The sequence below is a fragment of the Streptomyces sp. NPDC001890 genome (assembly GCF_042891445.1).
Taxonomy (GTDB): domain Bacteria; phylum Actinomycetota; class Actinomycetes; order Streptomycetales; family Streptomycetaceae; genus Streptomyces.
Genome location: NZ_JBIATE010000013.1, coordinates 219,490 through 242,771, shown reverse-complemented (window position 1 = coordinate 242,771; position 23,282 = coordinate 219,490). Strand labels below are relative to the sequence as shown.

Annotated in this window: 18 protein-coding genes; 13 read left to right on the top strand and 5 right to left on the bottom strand. The window is 70.5% G+C overall.

The genetic code is table 11. The annotated features are described in order from the left end of the window. Positions 1 to 431: 431 nt before the first annotated feature. Entirely contained in the window at positions 432 to 1,877 is a 1,446-nt protein-coding gene (locus tag ACFYY1_RS27735) for a glyceraldehyde-3-phosphate dehydrogenase (protein WP_388590446.1), read from the top strand. A 100-nt stretch (positions 1,878 to 1,977) separates the two neighbouring features. Here the strand turns inward: ACFYY1_RS27735 and ACFYY1_RS27730 are convergent, their stop codons facing one another. After that, the gene (locus ACFYY1_RS27730) at positions 1,978 to 2,463 is read right to left on the bottom strand and encodes a carboxymuconolactone decarboxylase family protein (RefSeq protein ID WP_388590445.1); all 486 of its coding nucleotides are present in this window, start codon (positions 2,461 to 2,463) and stop codon (positions 1,978 to 1,980) included. A gap of 132 nt (positions 2,464 to 2,595) precedes the next feature. Here ACFYY1_RS27730 and ACFYY1_RS27725 point away from each other — a divergent pair, with 132 nt between their 5' ends. Further along, complete coding sequence (locus ACFYY1_RS27725; RefSeq protein WP_388590444.1) at positions 2,596 to 3,567, top strand: RNA polymerase sigma-70 factor; 972 nt, start codon at positions 2,596 to 2,598, stop codon at positions 3,565 to 3,567. A 199-nt stretch (positions 3,568 to 3,766) separates the two neighbouring features. Here the strand turns inward: ACFYY1_RS27725 and ACFYY1_RS27720 are convergent, their stop codons facing one another. After that, on the bottom strand, positions 3,767 to 4,918 hold the full coding sequence (locus ACFYY1_RS27720; RefSeq protein ID WP_388590443.1) for an ROK family protein: 1,152 nt from the start codon (positions 4,916 to 4,918) through the stop codon (positions 3,767 to 3,769). A gap of 79 nt (positions 4,919 to 4,997) precedes the next feature. Here ACFYY1_RS27720 and ACFYY1_RS27715 point away from each other — a divergent pair, with 79 nt between their 5' ends. The 5 genes from ACFYY1_RS27715 to ACFYY1_RS27695 all read left to right on the top strand — a co-directional run bounded on the left by ACFYY1_RS27715 (position 4,998) and on the right by ACFYY1_RS27695 (position 11,509). After that, entirely contained in the window at positions 4,998 to 6,248 is a 1,251-nt protein-coding gene (locus ACFYY1_RS27715) for a Gfo/Idh/MocA family protein (protein ID WP_388590441.1), read from the top strand. An 87-nt stretch (positions 6,249 to 6,335) separates the two neighbouring features. Further along, the gene (locus ACFYY1_RS27710; RefSeq protein WP_388590440.1) at positions 6,336 to 7,580 is read left to right on the top strand and encodes an ABC transporter substrate-binding protein; all 1,245 of its coding nucleotides are present in this window, start codon (positions 6,336 to 6,338) and stop codon (positions 7,578 to 7,580) included. A 4-nt stretch (positions 7,581 to 7,584) separates the two neighbouring features. Next, complete coding sequence (locus ACFYY1_RS27705; protein WP_388590439.1) at positions 7,585 to 8,538, top strand: carbohydrate ABC transporter permease; 954 nt, start codon at positions 7,585 to 7,587, stop codon at positions 8,536 to 8,538. After that, entirely contained in the window at positions 8,535 to 9,401 is an 867-nt protein-coding gene (locus ACFYY1_RS27700) for a carbohydrate ABC transporter permease (RefSeq protein WP_388590438.1), read from the top strand. The genes ACFYY1_RS27705 and ACFYY1_RS27700 overlap by 4 nt, the downstream gene beginning before the upstream one ends. A 41-nt stretch (positions 9,402 to 9,442) precedes the next feature. Then, positions 9,443 to 11,509: a right-handed parallel beta-helix repeat-containing protein gene (locus tag ACFYY1_RS27695; RefSeq protein ID WP_388590437.1), complete on the top strand. Its 2,067-nt coding sequence runs from the start codon at positions 9,443 to 9,445 to the stop codon at positions 11,507 to 11,509. A 130-nt stretch (positions 11,510 to 11,639) separates the two neighbouring features. Here ACFYY1_RS27695 and ACFYY1_RS27690 read toward each other — a convergent pair whose 3' ends face one another. Together ACFYY1_RS27690 and ACFYY1_RS27685 are read right to left on the bottom strand one after the other, a co-directional pair. Then, a complete protein-coding gene (locus ACFYY1_RS27690; RefSeq protein WP_388590435.1) occupies positions 11,640 to 13,292 on the bottom strand; it encodes an amidohydrolase in 1,653 nt (550 codons plus the stop codon). A gap of 65 nt (positions 13,293 to 13,357) precedes the next feature. After that, on the bottom strand, positions 13,358 to 14,773 hold the full coding sequence (locus ACFYY1_RS27685) for a purine-cytosine permease family protein (RefSeq protein WP_388590434.1): 1,416 nt from the start codon (positions 14,771 to 14,773) through the stop codon (positions 13,358 to 13,360). A gap of 182 nt (positions 14,774 to 14,955) precedes the next feature. Here ACFYY1_RS27685 and ACFYY1_RS27680 point away from each other — a divergent pair, with 182 nt between their 5' ends. From ACFYY1_RS27680 to ACFYY1_RS27655, 6 genes are all read left to right on the top strand, one after another. Beyond that, the gene (locus ACFYY1_RS27680) at positions 14,956 to 15,561 is read left to right on the top strand and encodes a TetR/AcrR family transcriptional regulator (protein ID WP_388590433.1); all 606 of its coding nucleotides are present in this window, start codon (positions 14,956 to 14,958) and stop codon (positions 15,559 to 15,561) included. A 102-nt stretch (positions 15,562 to 15,663) separates the two neighbouring features. Continuing rightward, complete coding sequence (locus ACFYY1_RS27675) at positions 15,664 to 17,136, top strand: NAD(P)/FAD-dependent oxidoreductase (protein WP_388590432.1); 1,473 nt, start codon at positions 15,664 to 15,666, stop codon at positions 17,134 to 17,136. 181 nt (positions 17,137 to 17,317) lie between these two features. Next, a complete protein-coding gene (locus tag ACFYY1_RS27670; protein ID WP_388590431.1) occupies positions 17,318 to 17,779 on the top strand; it encodes a hypothetical protein in 462 nt (153 codons plus the stop codon). A 43-nt stretch (positions 17,780 to 17,822) separates the two neighbouring features. Next, a complete protein-coding gene (locus ACFYY1_RS27665; RefSeq protein WP_388590430.1) occupies positions 17,823 to 19,079 on the top strand; it encodes an MFS transporter in 1,257 nt (418 codons plus the stop codon). A gap of 99 nt (positions 19,080 to 19,178) precedes the next feature. Beyond that, entirely contained in the window at positions 19,179 to 21,029 is a 1,851-nt protein-coding gene (locus ACFYY1_RS27660) for a serine/threonine-protein kinase (RefSeq protein ID WP_388590429.1), read from the top strand. Between the two features lie 158 nt (positions 21,030 to 21,187). Beyond that, entirely contained in the window at positions 21,188 to 22,042 is an 855-nt protein-coding gene (locus ACFYY1_RS27655; RefSeq protein WP_388590427.1) for an NmrA family NAD(P)-binding protein, read from the top strand. A gap of 25 nt (positions 22,043 to 22,067) precedes the next feature. On the opposite strand, the gene ACFYY1_RS27650 is transcribed toward ACFYY1_RS27655, so the two are convergent. Next, on the bottom strand, positions 22,068 to 23,270 hold the full coding sequence (locus ACFYY1_RS27650) for a cytochrome P450 (protein ID WP_388590426.1): 1,203 nt from the start codon (positions 23,268 to 23,270) through the stop codon (positions 22,068 to 22,070). Between the last annotated feature and the right edge of the window lie 12 nt (positions 23,271 to 23,282).

The following is a 23,282-nucleotide window of genomic DNA, read 5'->3' as shown; positions in this document are numbered from 1 at the left end:
GCGGCGTGCGGGGCGGGGGCCCTGCGTGGTCCGGCGGGTGGTCCGTCCGGGCCGGTCGCGGTGGACTGCGACGAGAACCATGGTTAGCGGCGGCCTGGACGGGGGTCAATGATGTGACGTACTACCCTAATACGGAGCAATGTCCGAAATGAACCACTCTGGACCGTTTTCATGCCGCTTGGAACGGTCCTGTTCCTACTATGCGGCCTAGGATGTGACGTGGCCCCTATGGGTGGCATCACATCCACAGGGCCGTTTCGGGGGTTTGGGCAGGCGTTCCCCGCATGCCGGGACGGTGGGTCGCGCGGCCCTCCGCCCACCGGGCGCGACCCCGGCGCGGGTCGCCCGGTCCCGGCCCGGGCGACCCATTCGAATGATCAAAGTAGCGAGGGGTTAGCATATGAGCGCCGCCTAGCTCGAAAGATAAACCTGTGACTGTCAATGACGACTCGTTCACCAGCTGGAAGAACCGCGAGGAGATCGCGGAGTCGATGATCCCGGTCATCGGGAAACTGCACCGGGAGCGGGATGTAACGGTCCTGCTCCACAGCCGATCCTTGGTGAACAAGTCGGTGGTCAGCATCCTGAAGACCCACCGATTCGCCCGCCAGATCGCCGGTGAGGAGCTGTCGGTCACCGACACGCTGCCGTTCCTCCAGGCCCTCACCACGCTCGACCTCGGTCCTTCCCAGATCGACATCGGCATGCTCGCCGCGACCTACGCGGCCGACGACCGCGGTCTCTCCGTCGAGGAGTTCACCGCCGAGGCCGTCGCCGGGGCCACCGGTGCCAACAAGATCGAGCGCGGCGACGGTCGCGATGTCGTCCTGTACGGGTTCGGCCGCATCGGCCGCCTCGTCGCCCGCCTGCTGATCGAGAAGGCCGGCTCCGGCAACGGACTGCGGCTGCGCGCCATCGTCGTCCGCGGGGGCGGCGACCAGGACATCGTCAAGCGTGCCTCGCTGCTGCGCCGCGACTCGATCCACGGCCAGTTCCAGGGCACGATCACCGTCGACGAGGCGAAGAACACCATCGTTGCCAACGGCAACGAGATCAAGGTGATCTACGCCAACGACCCGTCCGAGGTCGACTACACGGCGCACGGCATCAAGGACGCCATCCTCATCGACAACACCGGCAAGTGGCGCGACCGCGAGGGCCTGTCGAAGCACCTGCGTCCCGGCATCGACAAGGTCGTCCTGACCGCGCCGGGCAAGGGCGACGTCCCGAACATCGTGCACGGCGTCAACCACGACATGATCAAGCCGGACGAGCAGATCCTGTCCTGCGCGTCCTGCACCACCAACGCGATCGTGCCGCCGCTGAAGGCGATGGCGGACGAGTACGGTGTCCTGCGTGGCCACGTGGAGACCGTCCACTCGTTCACCAACGACCAGAACCTGCTGGACAACTACCACAAGGCCGACCGCCGTGGCCGCTCCGCGCCGCTGAACATGGTCATCACCGAGACCGGTGCCGCCTCCGCCGTCGCGAAGGCCCTGCCCGACCTCAAGGCCCCCATCACCGGCAGCTCGATCCGCGTCCCCGTCCCGGACGTCTCGATCGCCATCCTCAGCCTGCGCCTGGGCCGCGAGACCAACCGCGACGAGGTCCTTGAGTACCTGCGCGACGTCTCGCTGCACTCGCCGCTCAAGCGCCAGATCGACTTCACCACCGCGCCCGACGCCGTCTCCATGGACTTCGTCGGCTCGCGCCACTCCTCGATCGTCGACGCCGGCGCGACCAAGGTCGACGGCGACAACGCGATCCTCTACCTCTGGTACGACAACGAGTTCGGCTACTCGTGCCAGGTCATCCGGGTCGTCCGGCACATCTCCGGCGTGGAGTACCCGACCTACCCGTCTCCGGCGGTCTGATCCTCCACAAGCGCCATGAAGGGCGCCTGATGAGCAGCTGCTCATCAGGCGCCCTTCGCTTGGTGCCACCCCCCGGCAGCTCCCTGCCGCCGTCCTCCGGTCAGCCGGTCGAGGCGGCGAACATGCCGGGCTCGTAGGAGCCGCCCTTCAGGTGCACGATCACGGCGAGCCGGTTGGCCGCGTTGATCAGGGCGACCAGGGCGACCAACGAGGCGACCTGGTCGTCGTCGTAGTGCTTGCGCACCGCGGCCCAGGTCTCGTCGGACACCCCTTCGTGGGCGTCCGCCAGCCGGGTGCCCTCTTCGGCGAGGGCCAGCGCGGCCCGTTCGGCCTCGGTGAACACGGTGGACTCGCGCCACGCCGCGACCAGGTTGAGCCGGAGCGCGGTCTCACCGGCGGCCGTGGCCTCCTTGGTGTGCATGTCGATGCACCAGCCGCAGCCGTTGATCTGGCTGGCCCGCAGCGACACCAGCTCCTGGGTGGACTGCGGGAGCGACGACTGCTGGATCACCAGGCCGGCGTTGGCGAACCGCTTGGCGAACTTGGCGGCGGTCTCGTTCTCGAACAGGTTGAATCGGGCGTCCATGGCTTCGTCCTCACTCGTGGTGTTGCACTCGACGGACACGAGACGCCGACGCCCCGCTCGTTGTGACAGCCCCTCCTGTGTGACCTGCGCCACTGCCCGCCGGTGTCACAGAACGGCACGGACCGGCGTCTTGTGCGCGTGGCACCGTCGAGAGCGAACAGACAGGAGCAGCCGGTGAAGAGCGAGCGCACAGCGGACATGGCCGGGCAGGTCGCGGAGGGCGTACGCGCCGATCCCGCCACCGAGGCGTTCGTCGCCCATCGCGGCCTGCTCTTCACCGTCGCGTACGAGTTGCTCGGCTCGGCCGCCGACGCGGAGGACGTGTTGCAGGAGACCTGGCTGAGGTGGGCGGGTGTCGACCTCGGCACGGTGCACAACCAGCGCGCGTTCCTGGTCAGGATCACCACGCGCCAGGCGCTGAGCCGACTGCGCACGCTCGGCCGCCGCAGGGAGTCCTACGTCGGCTCCTGGCTTCCCGAGCCGCTGCTCACCGCGCCCGACGTGGCCGAGGACATCGAGCTGGCGGACAGTGTCTCCACGGCGATGCTGCTGGTTCTGGAAACCCTCGCACCGACCGAGCGGGCGGTGTTCGTGCTGCGCGAGGTGTTCGACGTCGAGTACGACGAGATCGCCGAGGCCGTCGACAAGAGCCCGGCCGCGGTACGCCAGATCGCGCACCGGGCACGGACCCACGTCGCCGCGCGCCGACCGCGCGAGGCCGTCTCGCCGGCCGAGACCCGGGACGCGCTCGACGCGTTCCGGCGGGCGACCGAGACGGGCGATCTGCAGGGCCTGCTCGACATCCTCGCGCCGGACGTGGTCCTCATGGGCGACGGCGGCGGAATCAAGCAGGCCGTCCTGCGCCCGGTCGTGGGGGTCGACAAGGTGGCCCGCCTGCTGGCCACCGGGCTGGGCCGGGTCACCGACCTCTCGCTGCTGCCGGCACAGGTCAACGCCTGCCCGGCCCTGATCGTCCGGCTCGACGGCGTGCTCGACACCGTCATCACGCTGCGCATCGCCGACGGTCTCGTCTCCGCCGTCTACGCCGTGCGCAATCCCGAGAAGCTGTCGCACATGGAACAGGAGACCGCCCTGCGCCGCTGAAGCGCAGCGGCGCAGCGGCAGACGAACGCCCTGCCACGCCCGTACCCCTGCTGTTCCCGCAGGCCGGTCGGCCGGGAGCGCCCCGCCGTCCGTGCCTCTGCTCACCGGGCCCGTGTCCCGAGGACACCCGCCTCACATATACAGAGTCTTTTGTTAAGAGAAGCAGGGAACAGCGGCACGCCGCACCCGGGGCCGGGGTTCAGGACGACGGTTCGGGCAGCACCGTGTCGACGTCGTAGAGCCGGGCGTCCACATGGTCGAGGGCGAGCCGGACGGCGCCCAGCACCACGGCCTGGTCGGAGAGGGTGGAGACCGCCAGGGCCGGGGGTTCCAGGCACAGCGGGTCCAGGTGCCGCCGCAGCGGCTCCAGCAGCACGTCACCGGAGCGTGAGACCCCGCCGCCGATCACGACGAGCTCCGGATCCAGGGCCAGGACCAGGGCGGCGATGCCTTCGGCCAGGTCATGGGCGTACTGCTCCACGGCCCAGCGGGCGGCCGGTTCGCCGGTCCGGGCCTGGGCGAAGACGTACTCGGCGGCCTCCTGGGGCAGGATGTCCGCCGGCATCTTCGGATAGCCGGTCAGATGCGAGGTGGCCCGGTGCCAGCCGAGCAGGGGCAGGGCGCCTATCTCACCGGCCGCTCCCCCGCGCCCCCGGTGCACCCGGCCGCCGATCAGCAGACCGGCCCCGGTGCGTACTCCGGACAGCACGAAGGCCACGTCGTCGACGCCCTGGGCCTCGCCGATCCAGCCCTCCGTGAGTGCGGCGAGATTGCAGTCGTTCTCCACCAGGACCGGGCAGTCGAAGTCGGTGCCCAACTCGCCCGCGAGGTCCAGACCGTCCCATTCCGGCAGGCCGACGCAGCGTTTGACCCGGCCGTCATGGCTGACCACACCCGTGGTGCCGACACAGACCGCGGCGAGCTGGGCGGACCGTACCGCCGCCGATTCCAGCACCCCGACGGCCGTCGTGCGCACGGCGGCCAGGCGTACGGAACGCCCCGCGTCCGCGCTCACCCGCTCCGTGCGGGCCGCCACGACGGTGCCGTCGAGGTCGGCGACGGCCGCCCTGATGCTGTACGAGCCGATGTCGATGCCGAGCACGTAGTCGCCGGTCGAGTGGAAACTGAACAGCCTGGCGGGGCGGCCCATGTGGCCCGGCTGGGGCGGCAGTTCCTTCAGCCATCCCGAGCCGAGCAGCTCCTCCGTCAGGCTCTCCACCGTCGGGCGGGACAGACCTGTGCGTCTGGTGACCTCGGTGAGGCTGAGAGGGCCCTGGCCGCGCAGGGCGCGAAGCGTCGTGACCAGATTGATGCGCCGCAGCCGCGAGGTGTCGCCTCCGGAAATTGTCACCGTCACTCCCTTGACAGGCTCTGTACATGAGAAATAAAAACAGCTTGCATTAGTAAGTCGCAAGTCCGAGGGGGTATTTGTGGTCACTCTCGCCATCATCGGGGCGGGGCTGCGCGGTATGAGCTACGCGCGGCGTGCTCTGGAGACCGGCATGGCGCGTGTGGTGGCCGTGGCCGAACCCGATCCGGAACGCAGGCGGAGCATGGCGGCCGCGCATGACGTACCGGCCGAGAACGTCTTCGCCGACTGGCGGGATCTGCTCGCCCGGGACCGGCTGGCCGACGCGGCGGTGATCTCGACGCAGGACAGCATGCACACGGAACCCGCCGTGCGGGCGGCCGATCTCGGCTACCACCTGCTCCTGGAGAAGCCGATGGCGCAGAGCGAGGAGGAGGCGGCCGCCATCTCCTCGGCCGCCGACCGCAACGACGTTCTGCTGGCCGTCTGCCATGTCATGCGCTACACGCCCTACACGATCAGGCTCAGGGAGCTGATCGCCGAGGGGCGGATCGGCGACGTGATGAACATCCAGCACCTGGAACAGGTCGGCTGGTGGCATCAGGCCCACTCGTTCGTACGGGGCAACTGGCGCAGCGAGGAGGGGTCCGGGCCGATGCTGATGACCAAGGCCTGCCACGATCTCGACTGGATCACCCATGTCAAGGGGGCGCTGCCCGAGCGGGTGTCGTCCTTCGGCAATCTGGTGCACTTCCGGGCCGAGAACCGGCCCGAGGGTGCGGCGGACCGCTGTGTGGAGTGCCCGGTGGAATCCACCTGCCCGTACTCCGCCAAGCGCATCTACCTCGGCTGCCTGGGCGACGCGGACAAGGAGTTCTGGCCGCTGTCCGCGGTCACGGCCGACCACACGAAGGAAGGCGTGCTCGCGGCGTTGCGCGAGGGCCCGTACGGCCGGTGCGCGTACAGCTGTGACAACGACGTGGTCGACACCCAGGTGGTGACCATGGAGTTCGCCGACGGCACCTCCGCCACCTGCACGGTCACCGCGTTCGCGGCGCTGGAGCACCGCAAGACCCGGATCTTCGGCACCCGAGGCTCCATCGACGGGGACGGAGTCGTCCTGCGCGTGCACGACTTCGTCACCGACGAGGTCACCGTCATCGACACCGGTGCCAACGGCGATCCCACGGCGGCCACCGGGCACGGCGGCGGTGACGCGGCCCTGTTCGACGCGTTCGTCGATGCCATCGGCAAGAACAACCCCTCCCTGGTAATCACCGACGGTGCGGAGAGCCTGGCCACGCACCGCGTCGTCTGGGCGGCCGAGCAGGCCCGCCGCACCGGCACCGTCGTGTCCCTCCTGCCGCACTGATCCCCGGCCGCGGCGCCACGCCCGCCGGATCCCGTGCTCACCGGTCACCCTCACGAAAGGCACACCCCCGTGCGTAAGTTGACAGTCATGCTCACCGTCGGAGCTCTCGCCCTGAGCGTAGGCGCCTGCGGAAAGAAGAACGGTTCCGCCACCTCGGAGAAGGAGCTGGTCTACACCTCCTCCTGGGGAGCCGACGAGCCGCAGGGCAAGCTCATCAAGTCGATAGCCGACGACTTCACCAAGGCGACCGGCACCAAGGTCGACCTGAAGTTCGTGGGCCGCAAGGGCACCGACACCCTCCCCACCGAGATGAACGCGGGCCAGGGCCCGGACCTGTTCGACACCTCCACCGACAGTGTCGGCGCCTTCGTCACGCAGAACCTCGCCGCGCCGCTCGACGACGTCCTGGACATGGAGGTGCCCGGCGAGGGCAAGAAGGTGCGGGACGTGCTGCCCCAGTCGGTGGTGGACGCGTCGACCGACCAGGACCACGTCCGCTTCATGGCCCACACCGTGATCTCCACCGCGGTCTGGTACGACGCCTCCAAGCACGCGGGGCTCGCTCCGAAGACGTGGGACGAGTTCATCGCCTATCTCGACAAGGCGAAGAAGGAGGGCCGCACACCGCTGGGCCAGGACGGCACGGTCAACTTCTACAACGCGTACTGGTTCTACTCGGCCCTGGTCCGTTCCGAGGGGGCCGGCAGCCTCAACGCCCTGCGCAAGGACCCGGCCGCCTGGGACGAGCCGGCCGTTCTCGCGGCGGCCGAGAAGGTGGAGCAGCTGGCCGACGGCGGCTACTTCCAGAAGGACTTCATGGCCACCAAGTACCCTGCCGCGCAGGACGCCTGGGCGCAGGGCAAGTACGACCTGAACCTCAACGGCACCTGGCTGGCCGCCGAGACCGACGCGAAGCTGGCCGAGGGCACCGAGGTCGCCTCGTTCCAGCTGCCGGCCGGTGGCAAGAACTCCGTGGAGGTCGGCACGCTCGGCTGGGGCGTGAACGCCAAGGGCCACAACATCGAGGGGGCCAAGAAGTTCCTCGCCTTCGCGATGCAGAAGAAGTACGGGGAGAAGATCTCCACCGCCGCGCACAACATCCCCGCTCGCCCGGACGTCCCGGCGCCCGGCTACCTGGCGGGTGTGCAGAAGGACGTCGCCGAGGCGAAGTCCACCCACCGCACCTACGACGACATGGTCACGGACAAGAACTGGTGGAACAACGTCTTCCTGCCCCTGGACGACCAGTTGCTCTCCGGCAAGATCGATGCCGCGACCTTCGTGAGGACCGGCAAGAAGAAGGTCACCGACTACCTCGCCAGCAAGGGCTGAACCCATGGGGACAGCAACACTCACCCCGCCCGCGGCAGTGGCGGCACCCACCGCGGGCAAGGGCGGCAAACGGGTGCGGCCGGCGCGTGAGCGCGCCTTCTGGCCCTTCCTGCTCCCCGCGCTGATCGCCTACTCCGTGCTCTTCGTCCTGCCGTCGCTGTTCGGCTTCTGGGTCAGCTTCCACACATGGGCGGGGCCCGGTTCCGCCATGACGTGGAACGGTCTGGGCAACTACCTCGGCCTGGCGCGCAGCGAGGCCTTCCGTACCGCCTTCGTCAACACCTTCGTGCTGGCCTTCGGCGGCGGGGTCCTGGTCTTCGCCTTCACGTTCCTGTCGATGATGGTGCTGCGGCAGCTCAAGGGCCGGGCCTTCATCCGGTCCGTGATCTTCCTGCCGATGATCATCTCGGTGATCGCGGTCGGCGTGGCCATCGGCTTCCTGCTCAACCCCGACGGCGCGGTCAACACGGTCCTGGGCTGGGTCGGCATCGAGGGGCGGCCGTGGCTGGGCCCGGACATGGTGTTCAAGTGCATCGTCGCCGGGCTGGTGTGGTCGAGCACGGGCTTCTACGTGGCGCTGATGATGTCGGCCGCCGACTCCATCCCGCCCTACCTCTACGAGGACGCCACGCTGATGGGCGCCACGAAGTGGGAGCAGTTCCGGCACATCACACTGCCGCTGACCTGGGACGTGTTCGCGGTGTCGGCCGTGCTGTGGGTGGTCAACAGCCTGAAGGTGTTCGAGATCGTGATCGCCTTCACCACGGCCGGTACACCGGCGAGTCCGCCGATCCAGGCCCGCACCGTGGCGGTGCAGCAGTACGCCTCGGTGGCCGGCAGCGGTGTGCCCGAGCTGGGTTCGGGTGCCGCCATGGGCGTCGTCATCCTGATCGTCACGACGATCCTCATCGTACTGACCCGGCGTGTCACCCGCCGCGAACGTGTGGAGCTTTCATGAGGCGCCTGCTCGGCGACATCCTGGTGCCGCGTGCGACGACCGTCGCGCTGTGGGCCTGGGTCGTCTTCAACCTCGCGCTGGTCGCCTGGGTGGGCCTCCAGTCGCTCAAGGACTCCGGGCAGGTCTGGCTCTCGCCGTTCGCGTTGCCGGACACCATCGAGTGGGGCAACTACTCCGCGGCGTGGAAGGCGGCCGGCTTCTCCGCCGCCGCGCTCAACAGCACCGTCCTGACCCTGGTCGGAGCGCTGCTGATCGTCGCGCTGTCGGCGCCCGCCGCGTATGTCCTGGCCCGCTCCGACCGGCGCGCCGCCGGGCGGCTCACCGGGTACTTCGCGATGGGGCTGAGCATCCCGGTCCAGACGATCGTGATCCCGATCATCGTGATCAAGCTTTCCGTCTCCACGTTCATGATCGACTGGGTGACCGGCTGGTGGGACAACCGGATCACCCTGCTGGTCTTCCAGGTGGTGCTGTCGCTCCCGTTCGCCGTGTTCGTGCTGACCGGCTACATGCGCTCACTGCCCCACGAGATCGAGGAGGCGGCCGAGCTGGACGGTGCGGGTCCGCTGCGCGCCTTCGTCCAGGTCGTGCTGCCGGTGGCCAAGCCGGGTGTGATGACGGTGCTCGTCCTCAACGTCATCGGCCTGTGGAACGAGACCCTGCTCGCCCTGTTGATCACCCCCACGCCTGAGGAGCGCACGCTGCCCGCGGCCCTTCTCAGCCTCTATAGCTCCATGCAGTACAGCTCCGACTGGGGCGCCCTGTTCGCCGGAATCGTGATCCTGGTCTACCCCATGATCGTGCTCTACCTCTGGCTGGGCCGTCGCATCGTCGAAGGCATGACTGCAGGGATCGGCAAGTAACGCGCAACAGAGACCGGCAATCCCATCGGAAGGACCGAGACTTGCGTACCTCACGTATCCCGAGTACTCCACCCGCCCGGCGAAGGCGGATCGCAGGGGCGCTCCTGACGGCTCTCGCTCTCCCCCTCTCCGCGGTGGCGGCGGGGCCCGCGCAGGCGGCGGCGCCCAAGGACCAGCCCCATCCGCGCGCGGCCGGCATCACGTACTACGTCGACGCCGAATCCGGCAACGACAGCGCATCGGGCCGCAACGCGGCGGCTGCCTGGAAGTCCCTTGCCAGAGCGAGCCAGTTGACGCTGGGCCCCGGCGACCAGCTGCTGTTCAAGGCGGGTCAGCGGTGGAAGGGACGGCTGGATGTGCAGGGGGCGGGGGCGGTCGGCAGTCCCGCGCTCGTCGGCTCGTACGGGACCGGTGCCAAGCCCCTCATCGAGGGCGGCGGCACGACCGACGTCGCGGTCAAGCTGAACAACGTCCACGACTTCACGCTCGACGGTCTTGAGGTGACCAACTGGAGCGACAGCACCACGCCCCGCACAGGTGTGAACCTGTTCGGCAAGGACGCGGGCAAGCTGTCCAACGTCACCCTGCGCAATCTGAACATCCATGACGTGGACGGACCCGGCGGCAGCACGGTCAGCTCGGCGGGGCTGCTGATCTCCATCCGCGGCAACACGACGCCCACGTACTTCGACAACCTGGTGGTGGAGAAGAACGAGGTCAGCAAGATCCGTTCGTACGGGATCATCAACTGGTCCACCTGGTCCCGGCGCAACGGCATGACGAGCCTGTACCCGGTGGAGACCGGCATCCCCGACAGCGAGGTCGTCACCTGGACGCCCAGCACGAACGTCAGGATCCGTGACAACTACGTCCATGACGTGACGGCCGGCGGCATCACGCCGATGCACACCAGGGGCGCCGTCGTCGAGGGCAACCGCGTCCACAAGGCCGCCACCGGCCGGCTCAACCTCAAGGGCGGCAACGTCGGCATCTGGTGGCAGGGCAACGACGACCTGCTCGTGCAGCGCAACGAGGTGTCGGGTTCCGGGTTCAACGGGCCGGGCACCGACGGTCACGGCTTCGACGCGGACGCCGACAACAACCACAGCGTCGTCCAGTACAACTACAGCCACGACAACGACGGCGGGTTCTTCATCACCGTCTCCTTCAAGGGAGCGCCGACCAAGGACACCGTGGTCCGGTACAACCTGAGCAAGGACGACGGCTTCGAGGTCTTCAGCCTCTCCACCGAGACGTCGGGCACCTCGATCCACAACAACACGATCTACGCGAGCGGCCGGGTCGTCACCGTGCACCCCCCGTACACCGGGGCCGGTGACTATCCGCTCGGCAAGATCGTGCACATCTACAACAACGCGAGCGGCATCGACATCCGCAACAACATCTTCTACAACCGGACCACGGCCGGCTACGACACCGCCAACAACACGGTCTACGACTCCAACCTCTACTGGGGCACCGACACCCCCATCGCCCCGTCCGGCGACATCAACGCCATCAAGGCGGACCCGAAGCTGGTCTCCATCGGCACCGACCCGGCGGGCTACAAGCTCCAGGCCGACTCCCCCGCCAGGGGACGCGGCGCGACGGTGACGCAGGGCATCAAGGACTACTTCGGCAACGCGGTCCCGGCCACCGCTCCCGACCGGGGCTTCCACCAGTTCACCGGGGCTCCGCCGCAGCCGGTCGTCACCACCTCGTACGCCACGCTCGGCAACAGCCACGCCTACCGGATGGTCGACGGCGACACCGCGACCGCGTGGAGCAGCGTGTCCTCCGGGGTGGCCTTCCCCGGCACCATCGACATGGACTTCCGCCGGCCCACCAGCGTCGGCACCGTCACCCTGCACACCGCCTTCGCCACCGGCCAGGGCATCAAGCAGCTCGATGTGCAGACCTGGAACGGCTCGGCCTGGGTGACCCAGGTCGCCGGGCAGCAACTGGCCTGGTCGGGCAACACCTCGACCGTCGAGCGGCGCACGATCACCCTGCCGCAGCGGGTGACGACCGAGCGCCTGCGCCTGACGGTCCGTGACGCCAACCTCCAGTGGGGCAACTTCGCGCTCTACGAGATCCAGGCCGCCTGACCGGTGGGGTGGCCCGTACGGCACCTGACGGCGTCGCGGGTCACCCCACCTCGCACCACGTACGGCATGAACGCCGACGGCCTCCCGGAGCACGCGGAAGCGTGGCACTCCGGGAGGCCGTCGGGGCGGGTCAGGCAGTGTGCTCGACGACTCCGCCGACCACCACGGTCTCCGCGACGGTGCCGGGGATGTCCTCGGGTGCGGCGCGCAGGATGTCACGGGACAGGACCACGAAGTCGGCTGCCTTGCCGACGGTCAGCGAACCCCGTTCTTCCTCAAGGAAGTTGGCGTACGCCGAGCCCATCGTGTAGCCGTGGACCGCGGTCTCCACACTGATCGTCTCCTGCGGCATCCAGGGCTCGCCACCGCCGAGCGGGCGCCGGGTGACCGCGGTGTGGATCCCGATCATCGGGTCCATCTCCGCCACGTTCCAGTCGCTGGAGAGCGCGAGCACGGCCCCTGCCGTGTGCAGGCTGCGCATCGGCCATGCCTTGTGCCAGCGCTCCTCCCCGACGTTCTCGGCCCAGTCCTTGCCGGGGCCGGCTACCTCCGGGGCGCAGTGGCGGGGCTGCATGCACGCGACCACGCCCAGGGCGGCGAACCGCGGGGTGTCCTCGGGGTCCAGGCACTCGACGTGCACGACCTGGTGGCGGGCGTCCCGCTCCCCGTTGACCGTGCGGGCCCGCTCGACGGCGTCCAGTACGGTGCGGATGCCCCGGTCGCCGGTGGCGTGGACGAAGCACTGGAAGCCGCGGGCGTCCAGCTTCGTCAGCAGCTCGGCGAACTCCTCGGGCGGGTAGAAGGTGTCGCCCCGGTGGTGGCGGCAGCCCGCGTAGGGTTCCAGCAGGGCCGCGGTCCGCGGCTCCACCACGTCGTCGATGTAGAGCTTGAGCGGTCCGACCCGGATCCGGTCGTCGTCGTAGCGGTGGGCGGCGGTGGCGAAGTCGTCGAGGTCGGCGTCGGTGGTGCCGCGCGGGTGGAAGAGCGCGGCGACGATCCGGGACCTGAGCCGGCCCTCGGCGCGTGCGCGGTCGAAGAGCGGCAGGTCGTCGAGCGAGTTCTGGGGTTCGACCACCGTGGTGATGCCGAAGCGGATGGCATCGTCCAGGGACGTGGCGAGCCGACCGTACTGGCGGTCCGCCGAGGCCCACGGAAGGCCCAGCTGCTGCAGGGCGCGGTGGCCGTCGCGGGACAGGCCCTTGACCGCGAAGTCCTTGATGAAGCCGGTGGGTTCACCCGTGTCCGGGTCGGTCACGGCTTCACCGAACGGCAGATCGGTGTGGTCGCGGTCGATGCCGAGGCGGCGCAGGCCCGCGGTGTTGACCCACGCGGTGTGCACGTCGTAGCTGAGCACGAAGGCCGGTACGTCGCCGGTGACCGGGTCGAGGTCGGCGGCGGTGGGCATCCGGCCGTCCGGGATGGCCGAGTAGTCGAAGGCTTCCGCCTCGATCCACCCGGCGTCGGGGTTGGCGGTGCGCCAGGCGCGGATGCGGGCGTGGACCTCGTCGAGGGTCGCGGCGCCGGAAAGCTGGACGCAGGCGTCGTCCGAGCCGAGCCGGACATGGTTGTGGGCGTCGACGAACCCGGGGAGCACGAGCTTGCCCCCGGCGTCGATCACCCGGGTGCCGGGCCCCGTCCACCCCTTCGCGTCCTCGTCGGAACCGAGCCAGGCGATACGGCCGTCGACCACGGCCATGGCCTGTGCCTCGGGGAGCTCCGGGTCGACGGTGTGGATGCGGGCGTTGCGCAGGACGAGGTGCGCGGGGTGGACGGGGCTGGTCATGCGGGGTGACTCCTTGTGGTGCGATGGTGCGGTCGGTCGGTGGACCGGCGGGGTCTGGCCGCCGGTCAGGAGGGTTCGGTGTGCGGTGCGACGGTCCGGCGGGCGAGCGCCCAGTAGACGAGGGCCGAGACGACGGAGCCGAGCAGGGTGAGGTCGGCGCCGCCCAGGGGTGCGACCAGCGGGCCGGTCCACAGCTCGGAGTCGCAGGTCAGCGCGGCGAAGACCATGCCGGCGAGCAGCGCGGTCATGCCGGCGGGGTGGTAGCCGGCGCGGTACCAGTAGGTGCCGTCCGGTCCGGCGTGCAGTGCCGGTGCGTCGTAGTGGCAGCGGCGCATCACCATGTCCGCGAGGAACACACCGCCCCAGGGCGCGAACACGATGATGAGCAGGGAGAGGAAGGACAGCAGCGAGCTGGTGAAGTCGGTGAGGAAGAGCGCGCAGAGGGAGCCCGCTGCGGTGACGGCCGCGCTGATGATGATGGCCTTGGAGCGGCTCCAGGGGACGCCGAGCACCTGGAGGTTCAGGCTCGACGAGTAGAGCGTGACGATGGAGTTGGTGACCGAGCCGCCGAGCACGAGGGCGAGGAAGAGCGGCTGGAACCATCCCGGCAGCAGCTTCTCGGCGCCCGCCACGGCGTCGGTCATGTCCGTCTGCGTGGCGGCGGCCACCCCGGCCACGCCCAGGGCGACCGAGGAGACGAAGCCGCCCAGGGCTCCGTACCAGGTGAGCGAGCGCAGCGAGGTCGTCCTCGGCAGGTAGCGCGTGTAGTCGGCGGGCATCGGGACGTACGAGAACGGCCCGGCCAGCATCACGACGAAGGCGAGACTCCACCCGGAGGCACCGGGGTGGACCGCCGCCCCGCCGGTGTCGGCTCCCGGCAGCAGGAACACGAGGAGTGCGGCGAATCCGACGGCGAGTGCGTACGCGATCCAGCGCTCGGCGAGCTGGACGGTGGCATGGCCCCAGAGGGCGACGAGGAACGTCAGCGCGAGGGTGATCAGCAGGGCGAGGGCCCGCCCGGTGTGGCCGGAGATCCATCCCAGGTCGGCGAAGAACGCTTCGAGGGCGAGCGTGCCGACGACCGTGTTGAGGATGGTGTAGCCGATGCTGACCACCCAGTTGAGCATTCCGGCGGGCCAGTTGCCGCGGACGCCGAAGGGCGCCCGGGAGATCACCAGGGTGGCGGTGCCGGTGCGTACGCCGCTCAGCCCGGCGGCGCTGATGGCGAAGAACGCCAGTCCGCCGATGACGACGACGCCGGTCGCCTGCCAGAAGGAGAGCCCGAAGGCGACGGCCAGGGCGCCGTTGATGACGTAGGTGAAGGTGAGGTTGGATCCGAACCAGAGCCAGAACAGATCCCTCGCGCCGCCGTGGCGCTCCTCGTCGGGAATGGGGTCGATGCCGTGCGTCTCGACCTGGAAGGCCTGGTCGGTGGCCGCGGTCCCGCCGGGCGCTCTCGCGGTCGTCTCCTGCTGCGTCATGCGGCCTGCCCCTCATCCGTGCGTGCTCCGGGAGCCCCGGAACAGTACTTTGAACGCCGTTCTAAAAGTTAGAACGGCATTCAAGATGTGTCCGCGGGGGCCCGTCAAGACCTCCGCCGAAATCGGCGGGCCGGAGCCGTCCCGTAGGGTCGTCGTGGAGTCCACGGAACAGGAGGGGTGGCGTGGCGGCGACGGCGCGACGGCGGGACGGGCATCTGGCCCGGGAACGCATGCTGGAGGAGGCGATGACGGCCATCGCCGAGGACGGCCTGGCCGGACTGACCATGTCGGCACTCGCCAAACGCCTCGGCACCAGCGGCGGCCACATCCTGTACTACTTCGGCAGCAAGGACCAGCTGCTCCTGGAGGTGCTGGGCTGGAGCGAGAACGCGCTCACCGAGGAGCGCCGGACGCTGCTGGCCGGCCGGGCCGGCGCCGGACGCAAGCTCGGCCAGTTCATCGAGCTGTACCTGCCTGTCGGGCCGCGCGACCCGCGCTGGACGCTGTGGATCGAGCTGTGGGCGCGCACGGCGTCGAACGAGCCGCTGCGACAGGCCCAGGCCGAGATCGACCGCGGCTGGCAGGAGGACCTCGAATCGCTCCTGGCCCAGGGCGTGCGGCAGGGCCGCTTCGCCGAGGACCTGGACACGGCGGCCCGTGCTTCCGAACTCCTGGCCCTGCTCGACGGGTTGAGCACCCGTGTGGTCCTCGGCCAGCGCGGCGCGGACCGGGCGAGCGCACTGCGCATGGCGCTTTCGGCGACCGAGCGGCTGGTGGAGCGGGGTTAGGCTCTCCCGTTCACGTCGCACCGGGCACCCTGGACCCGCCGGCGGCTCGCGCCCCGGGCCTGGGATACGGTTGGTCCGCAACACGGCGTGGAGGGGACCACATTGACGCGGGTTGCGATTGTCGGCGGCGGGATCGGCGGCCTGGCCGCAGCGTTGTTCCTGGGGCGGCGGGGTCATCGGGTGACCCTCTTCGAACGGGACGGCCACCGCCCGGGAACGGATCTTGACCGGGACTTCTTCGACTGGCACCGCCCCGGTGTGCCGCAGGCGGTCCAGCCGCACGGACTCCTGGCCCCGGTCCGGACCGTGCTCGACACGGAGGTTCCGGACGTGTACCGCGCGATGCTGCGCAGGGGCGCCCGGGAACGCAACGAATTGGAGTGGTTCGACGATCGCGGGCCCGCCCGCCCCGGCGACGAGGACCTGGTGACGATCCAGACCCGGCGCATCGTTCTGGAGGCCGCCCTGCACGATGCGGTGCACCGCGAGCCGGGCGTCGAGGTACGCCTCGGGGAGCCCGCCGAGGGGCTCCTGCTCGACCGACGCGGTGACATCCCGCAGGTCACGGGGGTACGGTCCGCTTGCGGGACGCACGATGCGGATCTGGTGCTCGACGCCGGGGGCCGCCGCTCGCCGGTGCCCCGCTGGTTGTCCGGGGCGGGCTGCCGGGACGCCGTCGTGGAGAACCACCGCGTCCCGATCGCGTACTTCTGCCGTTGGTACCGGCTGCGCCCCGACGGGCCGCGTGATGCCGGACGCGTCAAGGCGGGTTCGTCCTCGGCGTTCGCGGTCGGCGGGGTGTTCCCGTCGGACAACGGCATCTTCGCGGCCTCCTTGACGGTGTCCACCGCCGATCCGACCCGCGCGGCGCTGCGGGACCCGGCGGTGTTCGAGCGGGTCGCCCGGTTGTTTCCCGCCATCGCGGCCTGGCTGGCGCTGGAGCCCGAGCCGGTCTCCGGGGTGCTCGCGATGGGGGGCCTGCACAATCGCTGGACCACACCGGCCGACGCCGACGGGCCCGTGGTCACCGGCCTCGTCGGCGTCGGGGACTCGGTCGCGTACACCAATCCCACGATGGGCCAGGGAGTGGCCATGGCCCTGGAAGCGGCACAGTGGGTGGCCCACAACGCCGGAGCCGCCCGTGACCCGGCGGCGTTCACCGGCGCATACCACGCATGGCTGTCGCAGACCCTGCGCCTGCGGTTCGATGCCCAGGTCGCCGCGGACCGGGTGAACGCGGCTCAACTCGGCGATCCCGTACGGGTGTCCACCGATCCCCCCACCGCCGCCGCCCGCGAGCGGGCCGCCCTCGCCGCCTGCGCGTTCGAGGACCCCTTGGTCATGCGCGCACGCGCGAAGGTCCGCCACCTCCAACTCACCGCCGATCAGGCGTACGGCACCGAGGAGGTACGCGCACGGCTGGCCCACTGGCTCGGCCAACACCCGGACTTCGCACCCCGGTTCGACGGCCCCGACCGGGCGGAATGGGAGTCGGCAGTGGGCCGGACGGAGAACGCCGTGGAACAGACGCAGGACATCGACCGTGCCCTGCGCGCCGCCCCGCCCGGCCGCTGACGAGCGCCGGAGGCACCCGGAACCTTTTCGTACCATTTTTACACTGTTATGACCCGTACGGGTGGTGTATCACTGGGGGTGGCCATATGGTCGTCTCAGGGACGACGGCTGGAAGAAGGGCCCACGACCGACGACTGTGCCGGTCGGCGTGGGCCCGGCCTCAGGCAGCCGAGGAGCCGATATGCACACACGCAAATTCAGGACAGCGCTCATGCTGTGCGCCGCCACGGCACTCGCGGCGGCGGTTCCCGTTCCGGCATCCGCTTCCACGCCGGCATCCCCCACCACGGAGTCCCGCCCGTCGGCACGCGTGGTGGCCGTCGACTGCTTCTCGAACCCACAGGTACGGCCCGGCGACTTCCTGCTCGCCTGCGGCGACGGCAACAACCGCCTCATCGACATCCAGTGGTCCCACTGGGGCTCGAATTCCGCCGTGGGCAGGGCACTTGACGCGGTGAACGACTGCGATCCGTACTGCGCGGCCGGCAAGTTCCACACCTATCCCGTCATCGTCCGGCTGGACCGCCCGAAGTCCTGGACGGCCCATCCCGAACTGCGGCAGTTCACCCGCCTGCAGCTCGTCTACACCGAGGGCAGGCCGGCGTACACCGAGCGGGTCGCGACGCACGAGCTCTGGGACTGACCGCTCCCGGGCCCGGCCGCGCCGGAACACCGGCCGCGAGGTGATGTGCGTGAATGCTCGCGAGTGCACAGGGAACACCGGCGGCCGGTGGCGGCCCGGGTACGTGGCCGCCGCATCGGTGTTCGCCATCGGAATGGCCGGCACCACCCTGCCCACCCCGCTGTACGGGCTCTATCAGGAACAGTTGGGGTTCTCGGAGCTGATGGTGACGGTGGTCTTCGCCGTCTACGCGCTCGCCGTGATCACGGTGCTGCTGGTGGCGGGGAACTACTCCGACGAGGCCGGCCGAAGACCTGTGCTGCTGTGCGCACTGGGCCTGTCGGCGGCGAGCGCGGGGTGCTTCCTGGCGGAAGGAGGTCTGCCGCTGCTCTTCGCGGGGCGGCTGCTGTCCGGCTGCGCGGCCGGTCTGCTGAGCGGTGCGGCGACGGCGGCCGTGATCGAACTGGCGGGCCCCGGGCACAAGGCCCGTGCGGGGTTCGCCGCCACCGCGGCGAACATGGGCGGTCTGGGCTGCGGCCCCCTGCTCTCCGGGATCCTCGCGCAGTACACGCCCTGGCCGCTGACGCTTCCGTTCTGGGTCCATCTGGGCCTGGTGACCCTGGCCTGCGGGATCACCTGGCTCCTGCCGGAGACCGTCGCCGAGCCGAAGCACCTGCCACGTCCGAGACCACAGGGGCTGTCCGTCCCCGCCGAGGTGAAGGGGGTCTTCCTGCCCGCCTCGCTGGCGGCCTTCGCCGGCTTCGCGCTGCTGGGCCTGTTCACGGCGGTCGCACCGAGCTTCGCCGCGCGGACGCTCGGTATACACAATCTGGCGGTCTCGGGCGCCGTGGTCTTCTCCGTGTTCCTCGCTTCGACGGTCGGACAGTCCCTGTCCCAACGGATCGGCGCACGACTCGCACTCCCGGTCGGCTGCGGCATCCTCGTCGCCGGACTCCTGCTGGTGGCGTCCTCACTGATCGCCGAATCCCTGCTGCTGCTCGTCCTGGGCGCCCTGTGCGGCGGCACCGGCCAGGGGCTGGCCTTCCGTGCCGCGCTCACCCTGATCAGCGGCGCGGCCCCGGCACGCAACCGCGGCGGCACCATTTCGGCGTTCTTCGTCGTCGCGTACGGCGGGATCTCACTGCCGGTGGTGGGCGTCGGCGCCCTGGCGACCTGGCTCGGGCTGCGCCAGGCCGGGCTGATCTTCGCGGGCTGCGTGATGCTGCTGGCGGCGGGTGCGGGCACGTACGCGGCGCGCAGGCTGCCCCGGGGGCCGGATCTGCAACCGGGCCCACCGCCCACGGCGTCCTCCCGGTTCTGAGTACGGGAAAGCCCCTGCCCGGCCGGAACGGGCGCCGAGGGCCCGTACTTGTATAAGGTGCCGATTCGATATCGGCGTTCTGCGTGGGAGACGTTAGTGATGAGTGGTCAGCAGCCGGACCCGGGAAGGGCCTCCCAGGTCTTCCAACCGCTTGAGGGAGACGACCCGACCACCATCGCCGGATACCGGCTCGCCGCCAAGCTCGGCGCGGGCGGCATGGGCAAGGTGTACCTGTCGTACACCCCCGGCGGGCGGCCGGTGGCCATCAAGGTGATCCGGCCCGAGTTCGGCGAGGACGCCGAATTCCGCCGCCGGTTCGCCCAGGAGGTGAAGTCCGCGCAGCGCGTGCAGGGCCTGTTCACCGCGCCGGTCATCGACGCGGCGACGGACGCCGCGCACCCGTGGCTGGCCACCGCGTACGTGCCGGGTCCCTCGCTCGCCGACGCGGTCGTCGCGCACGGGGCGCTGCCCGTCGAGACGGTGGTGCTGCTGATCGCGGGCATGGCCGAGGCACTGCACGTCATCCACGGCGCGGGCATCGTCCACCGCGACCTCAAACCGTCCAACGTGCTGCTCGCCGCCGACGGCCCCCGCGTCATCGACTTCGGCATCGCCCACGCCGCCGACGCGACCTCGCTCACCGGCAGCGGCGTCACCATCGGCACCCCCTCGTTCATGGCGCCGGAGCAGGCCGCCGGGCGCAAGGTGACCCCGGCCACCGACGTCTTCGCGCTCGGCCAGGTGGCGGCGTACGCGTCGACGGGGACACCGGCGTTCGGCGAGGGGACCTCGCACGGTGTTCTCTACCGGATCGTCCACGAGGAGCCCGACCTCACCCAGGTCCCGCCGCGGCTGATGGAGCTGGTCAGCCGCTGCCTCGCCAAGGACCCGGCGGCCAGGCCGTCGATCGCCGAGGTCATCGCGCTGTGCCAGTCCGCGAACGCGGAGACGGTGCTGCGCCGCCCCGAGGACTGGCTGCCCGCCCCGGTCTCCGCCGACATCACGGTACGCGCGGCCGCCCCGGCCCCGGTCCAGACCCCGCCGCCTCCGGCCGCCGCCCCGCCTGCGGCGTACTCGCCCACCACGCCCGCGAGCCACTCGCCCACCGCGCCGGTGGCCCCGGCGACCCCGCCTCCGGGCTACGGCCCGCCCGTGGCGCAGCAGCTCACTCAGCCGGCTCAGCCCTCTCCCGTCCCGCCCCAGCCCCAGCCTCCGTACCAGGTGCCCCATCCGGCCCAGGGCCAGGCGCACGCCAACGCGTACGCCCCGACCCACTTCCCGACGCAGGGGCAGGCGTACCCCGGCACCCCCGTGCCGCAGGCGCCCCAGCGCCCCCAGGGCTCCGGCAAGCGGCGTGCGGTCACCGCCATCGCCGCCGCGCTGGTCCTCGGTGTCGTGGCCGGCGGCACACTGTACTTCCTGCTCAAGAACGACGATCAGAAGTCGCAGGCGGGCGGCTCCTCGGGCGGGAGGCAGACGAGCGGCACGACCGGCGACCAGAAGCCGAGCGCGGACAAGGAGACCGACTCCAAGCCGAGCACCAAGCCCCGGCCGGAGCCTGCCGAGTTCCAGGGCATCAACCTGCCGGCCGGCTACCACCTGACGCTCGGGGACGACGACGTCCGGCCCCAGAAGGGCGAGGACGGTGAGTACGAACTCTCCTACGACACCGGCGGGTACCTCGACTCCGAGACCACGGGCGGCACTCTCGTGCTGCTCGATCCGGGGCAGGTGGGATCGCTCGACGTCTGCCTCGCGGAGACCCGGTTCACCGAGACCATCGAGCTCAGCACGCTCTCCAAGGGCAGGCAGATCTGCGTCACGACGGGTACCGGGCACATGGGCCTCGTGACGGTCCAGGGGCTCCCGAGCGAGGATTCGCCCAGTGAGTACATGACGCTGGACCTCACCGTCTGGCGCAACGCCGCCGGGTCCGCCGCCGGCGGCTGAGCCCTCCGCAGTACGGTACGTCGCCCCGGCCTCCGGCAGGACAGGGATGCCGGGGCGACGTGCCGGGTACGCCCCGGACAACTCCGGTGTCCTCCCGGTGGCAGGGCCGGCCGGGTCCGGGTCAGCATGGACCCATGTCGCTCGATCAAGGAGACCTCATGCCTACAGCGGTACTCGGCGCAACCGGTGGTCAGGGTGGCGCGGTGGTCGCCGCCCTGCTGGAGGCGGGGCGTGCCGTGCGGGCCGTCGTGCGCGATCCCGGCAGCGGGCGGGCCCGTGCGCTGGCGGCGGCCGGAGTGGAGGTCGTGCCGGGCGATCTGTTCGACGCGGCCTCGCTCGCCGAGGCGTTCCGCGGCGCGAAGGCCGCGTTCGCCGTCACCACCCCGTTCCAGGACGGCCTGGACGCCGAGGTCGCCCAGGGCGCGGCCATCATCCGGGCGGCCGCGGACGCCGCGCTGCCCCATCTGGTGCTGGCCTCCGTCGCCAGTGCGGACCGGGACACCGGCGTACCGCACTTCGAGACCAAGGCCAGGACCGAGGAACTGCTGGCCCGCTCGGGGCTGCCGGCGACGGTGGTGGCACCGGCCTATTTCTACGACAACGCCCTGGGCTCCCGGGACGAGGTGGCCGCCGGTCTCCTCACCATGCCGATTCCCGGTGACACTCCCCTCCAGCAGGTCGCGCGGCAGGATCTGGGACGGGTCGTGGCCGCGGTCGTCGCCGATCCGGACCGCTGGACCGGGCAGCGGATCGAAGTCGCGGGCGACGATCCCACACCGGTCCGGATGGCCGAGGAGATCGGGCGGGCCGCGGGTGGCACGGTGGCGTTCCACCAGTCGTCACTGGAGGAACTGCGCACCGTGAACCCCGACATGTTTGCCATGTACAGCTTCTTCGCGAACGGCGGTTACCAGGTGGACATGGCGGCGCTGCGGGCACAGTTCCCCGCCGTCCCCTGGACCTCCTACGCCACGTGGGCGGACGCCCAGGACTGGCCCGAGCCGCGGGGGTGACTCCCCGCACCCCGGACGCGTGCGCCTACCAGGTCACGGCGATCCGCTGCGGGCTGCGGGAGGTGGTGCCCAGGTGCCATTCGACGCTCTCCGGGGGCTGGGCCAGCCGCAGGCCGGGAAGGCGCGCTGCGAGCCGGTGCAGGGCGAGCCGGAGTTCCAGTCTGGCCAGCCAGGCGCCCAGGCAGTAGTGCGCGCCCGCTCCGAACGCCAGGGTGGGCGCCGCCAGGGGTGCGAACAGGTCGTCGAGCGGCCGGGGCGGGAACACCTCGGGATCGCGGTTGGCCGCGCCGCAGTCGGCGAGCACCACCGCCCCGGCCGGGATCGTCACGCCGCCGACCTCCGTGTCGGTCGCGGCGTGGCGTGCGGTCCCCCGGTCGTCGCCGAGCGGAATCAGGTGCAGCAGGCGGTCCGCCAGGTCGCCGGCGGCCCGTTCGTCCGCTCCGAGACGGGGCCAGACCTCCGGTCGCTCGCCGAGCAGATAGAGCAGTGCATTGCCGAGCATCGTCATCGTGCTGTCATGGCCGCCCACGACCAGCCCGCACACCAGGTCGACGAGTTGACTCTCCGGGATGCCGCCCTCCTCGTCGGCCGCCTGAACCAGCACACTGGGCAGGTCGTCGCCCGGCTCCTTCCGCCGCTCGGCCAGCAGCGCGGCTCCGAAGGCCGCGAACTCCGCCAGCACGGACGCCATTTCCTCCTCGGGGTGGGAGCCGTCCGAGAACGCGTACTGGCTCCAGTGACGCAGCGGCTCCTGGGCTTCGCTGTCGAGGCCCATCACCCTGCTGATCACGGCGACCGGAAGCGGAAGGGTGAAGCCGGACACGAGGTCCGCCGGACGTGCGCTGTCCGCGAGTTCGTCCAGGCGCTGTTCGACGATGTCGGCGATCCAGGGCCGCCAGCGGGCTACGGCCCTGGGCGTGAAGGCGCGCCGCATGGTGCGGCGCAGCCGCAGATGGTCCTCGCCGTCCTGATTGAAGATCAGGTCGATGCTGCTCACCAGGCCGGATTCGCCCGACAGGGACGGGGCGTCCGGCGGGTGGAGCTCGGCGCGTCCGAACCGGCTGTCGGTCAGCACCGTGCGGACATCGGCGTATCGGCTCACCAGCCAGGCCTGGGTCCCGTCGGGTAACACGACGGGCCGGGGCGGGCCGGGTGGGTCGAAGTCCAGCCGGTGCAGCGGGGGCAGGGGCGGACCGGGGCGGGTGTGGGCGTCGGCGGGGCAGGACACGGGGCCTCCTGG

What these genes read in the sequence shown, in the direction of transcription:
- ACFYY1_RS27670 (WP_388590431.1), top strand. Translation starts at nt 17,318, where the DNA reads ATGCACACACGCAAATTCAGGACAGCGCTCATGCTGTGCGCCGCCACG.
- ACFYY1_RS27690 (WP_388590435.1), bottom strand. Translation starts at nt 13,292, where the DNA reads ATGACCAGCCCCGTCCACCCCGCGCACCTCGTCCTGCGCAACGCCCGC.
- ACFYY1_RS27730 (WP_388590445.1), bottom strand. Translation starts at nt 2,463, where the DNA reads ATGGACGCCCGATTCAACCTGTTCGAGAACGAGACCGCCGCCAAGTTC.
- ACFYY1_RS27660 (WP_388590429.1), top strand. Translation starts at nt 19,179, where the DNA reads ATGAGTGGTCAGCAGCCGGACCCGGGAAGGGCCTCCCAGGTCTTCCAA.
- ACFYY1_RS27655 (WP_388590427.1), top strand. Translation starts at nt 21,188, where the DNA reads ATGCCTACAGCGGTACTCGGCGCAACCGGTGGTCAGGGTGGCGCGGTG.
- ACFYY1_RS27685 (WP_388590434.1), bottom strand. Translation starts at nt 14,773, where the DNA reads ATGACGCAGCAGGAGACGACCGCGAGAGCGCCCGGCGGGACCGCGGCC.
- ACFYY1_RS27665 (WP_388590430.1), top strand. Translation starts at nt 17,823, where the DNA reads ATGTGCGTGAATGCTCGCGAGTGCACAGGGAACACCGGCGGCCGGTGG.
- ACFYY1_RS27705 (WP_388590439.1), top strand. Translation starts at nt 7,585, where the DNA reads ATGGGGACAGCAACACTCACCCCGCCCGCGGCAGTGGCGGCACCCACC.
- ACFYY1_RS27710 (WP_388590440.1), top strand. Translation starts at nt 6,336, where the DNA reads ATGCTCACCGTCGGAGCTCTCGCCCTGAGCGTAGGCGCCTGCGGAAAG.
- ACFYY1_RS27700 (WP_388590438.1), top strand. Translation starts at nt 8,535, where the DNA reads ATGAGGCGCCTGCTCGGCGACATCCTGGTGCCGCGTGCGACGACCGTC.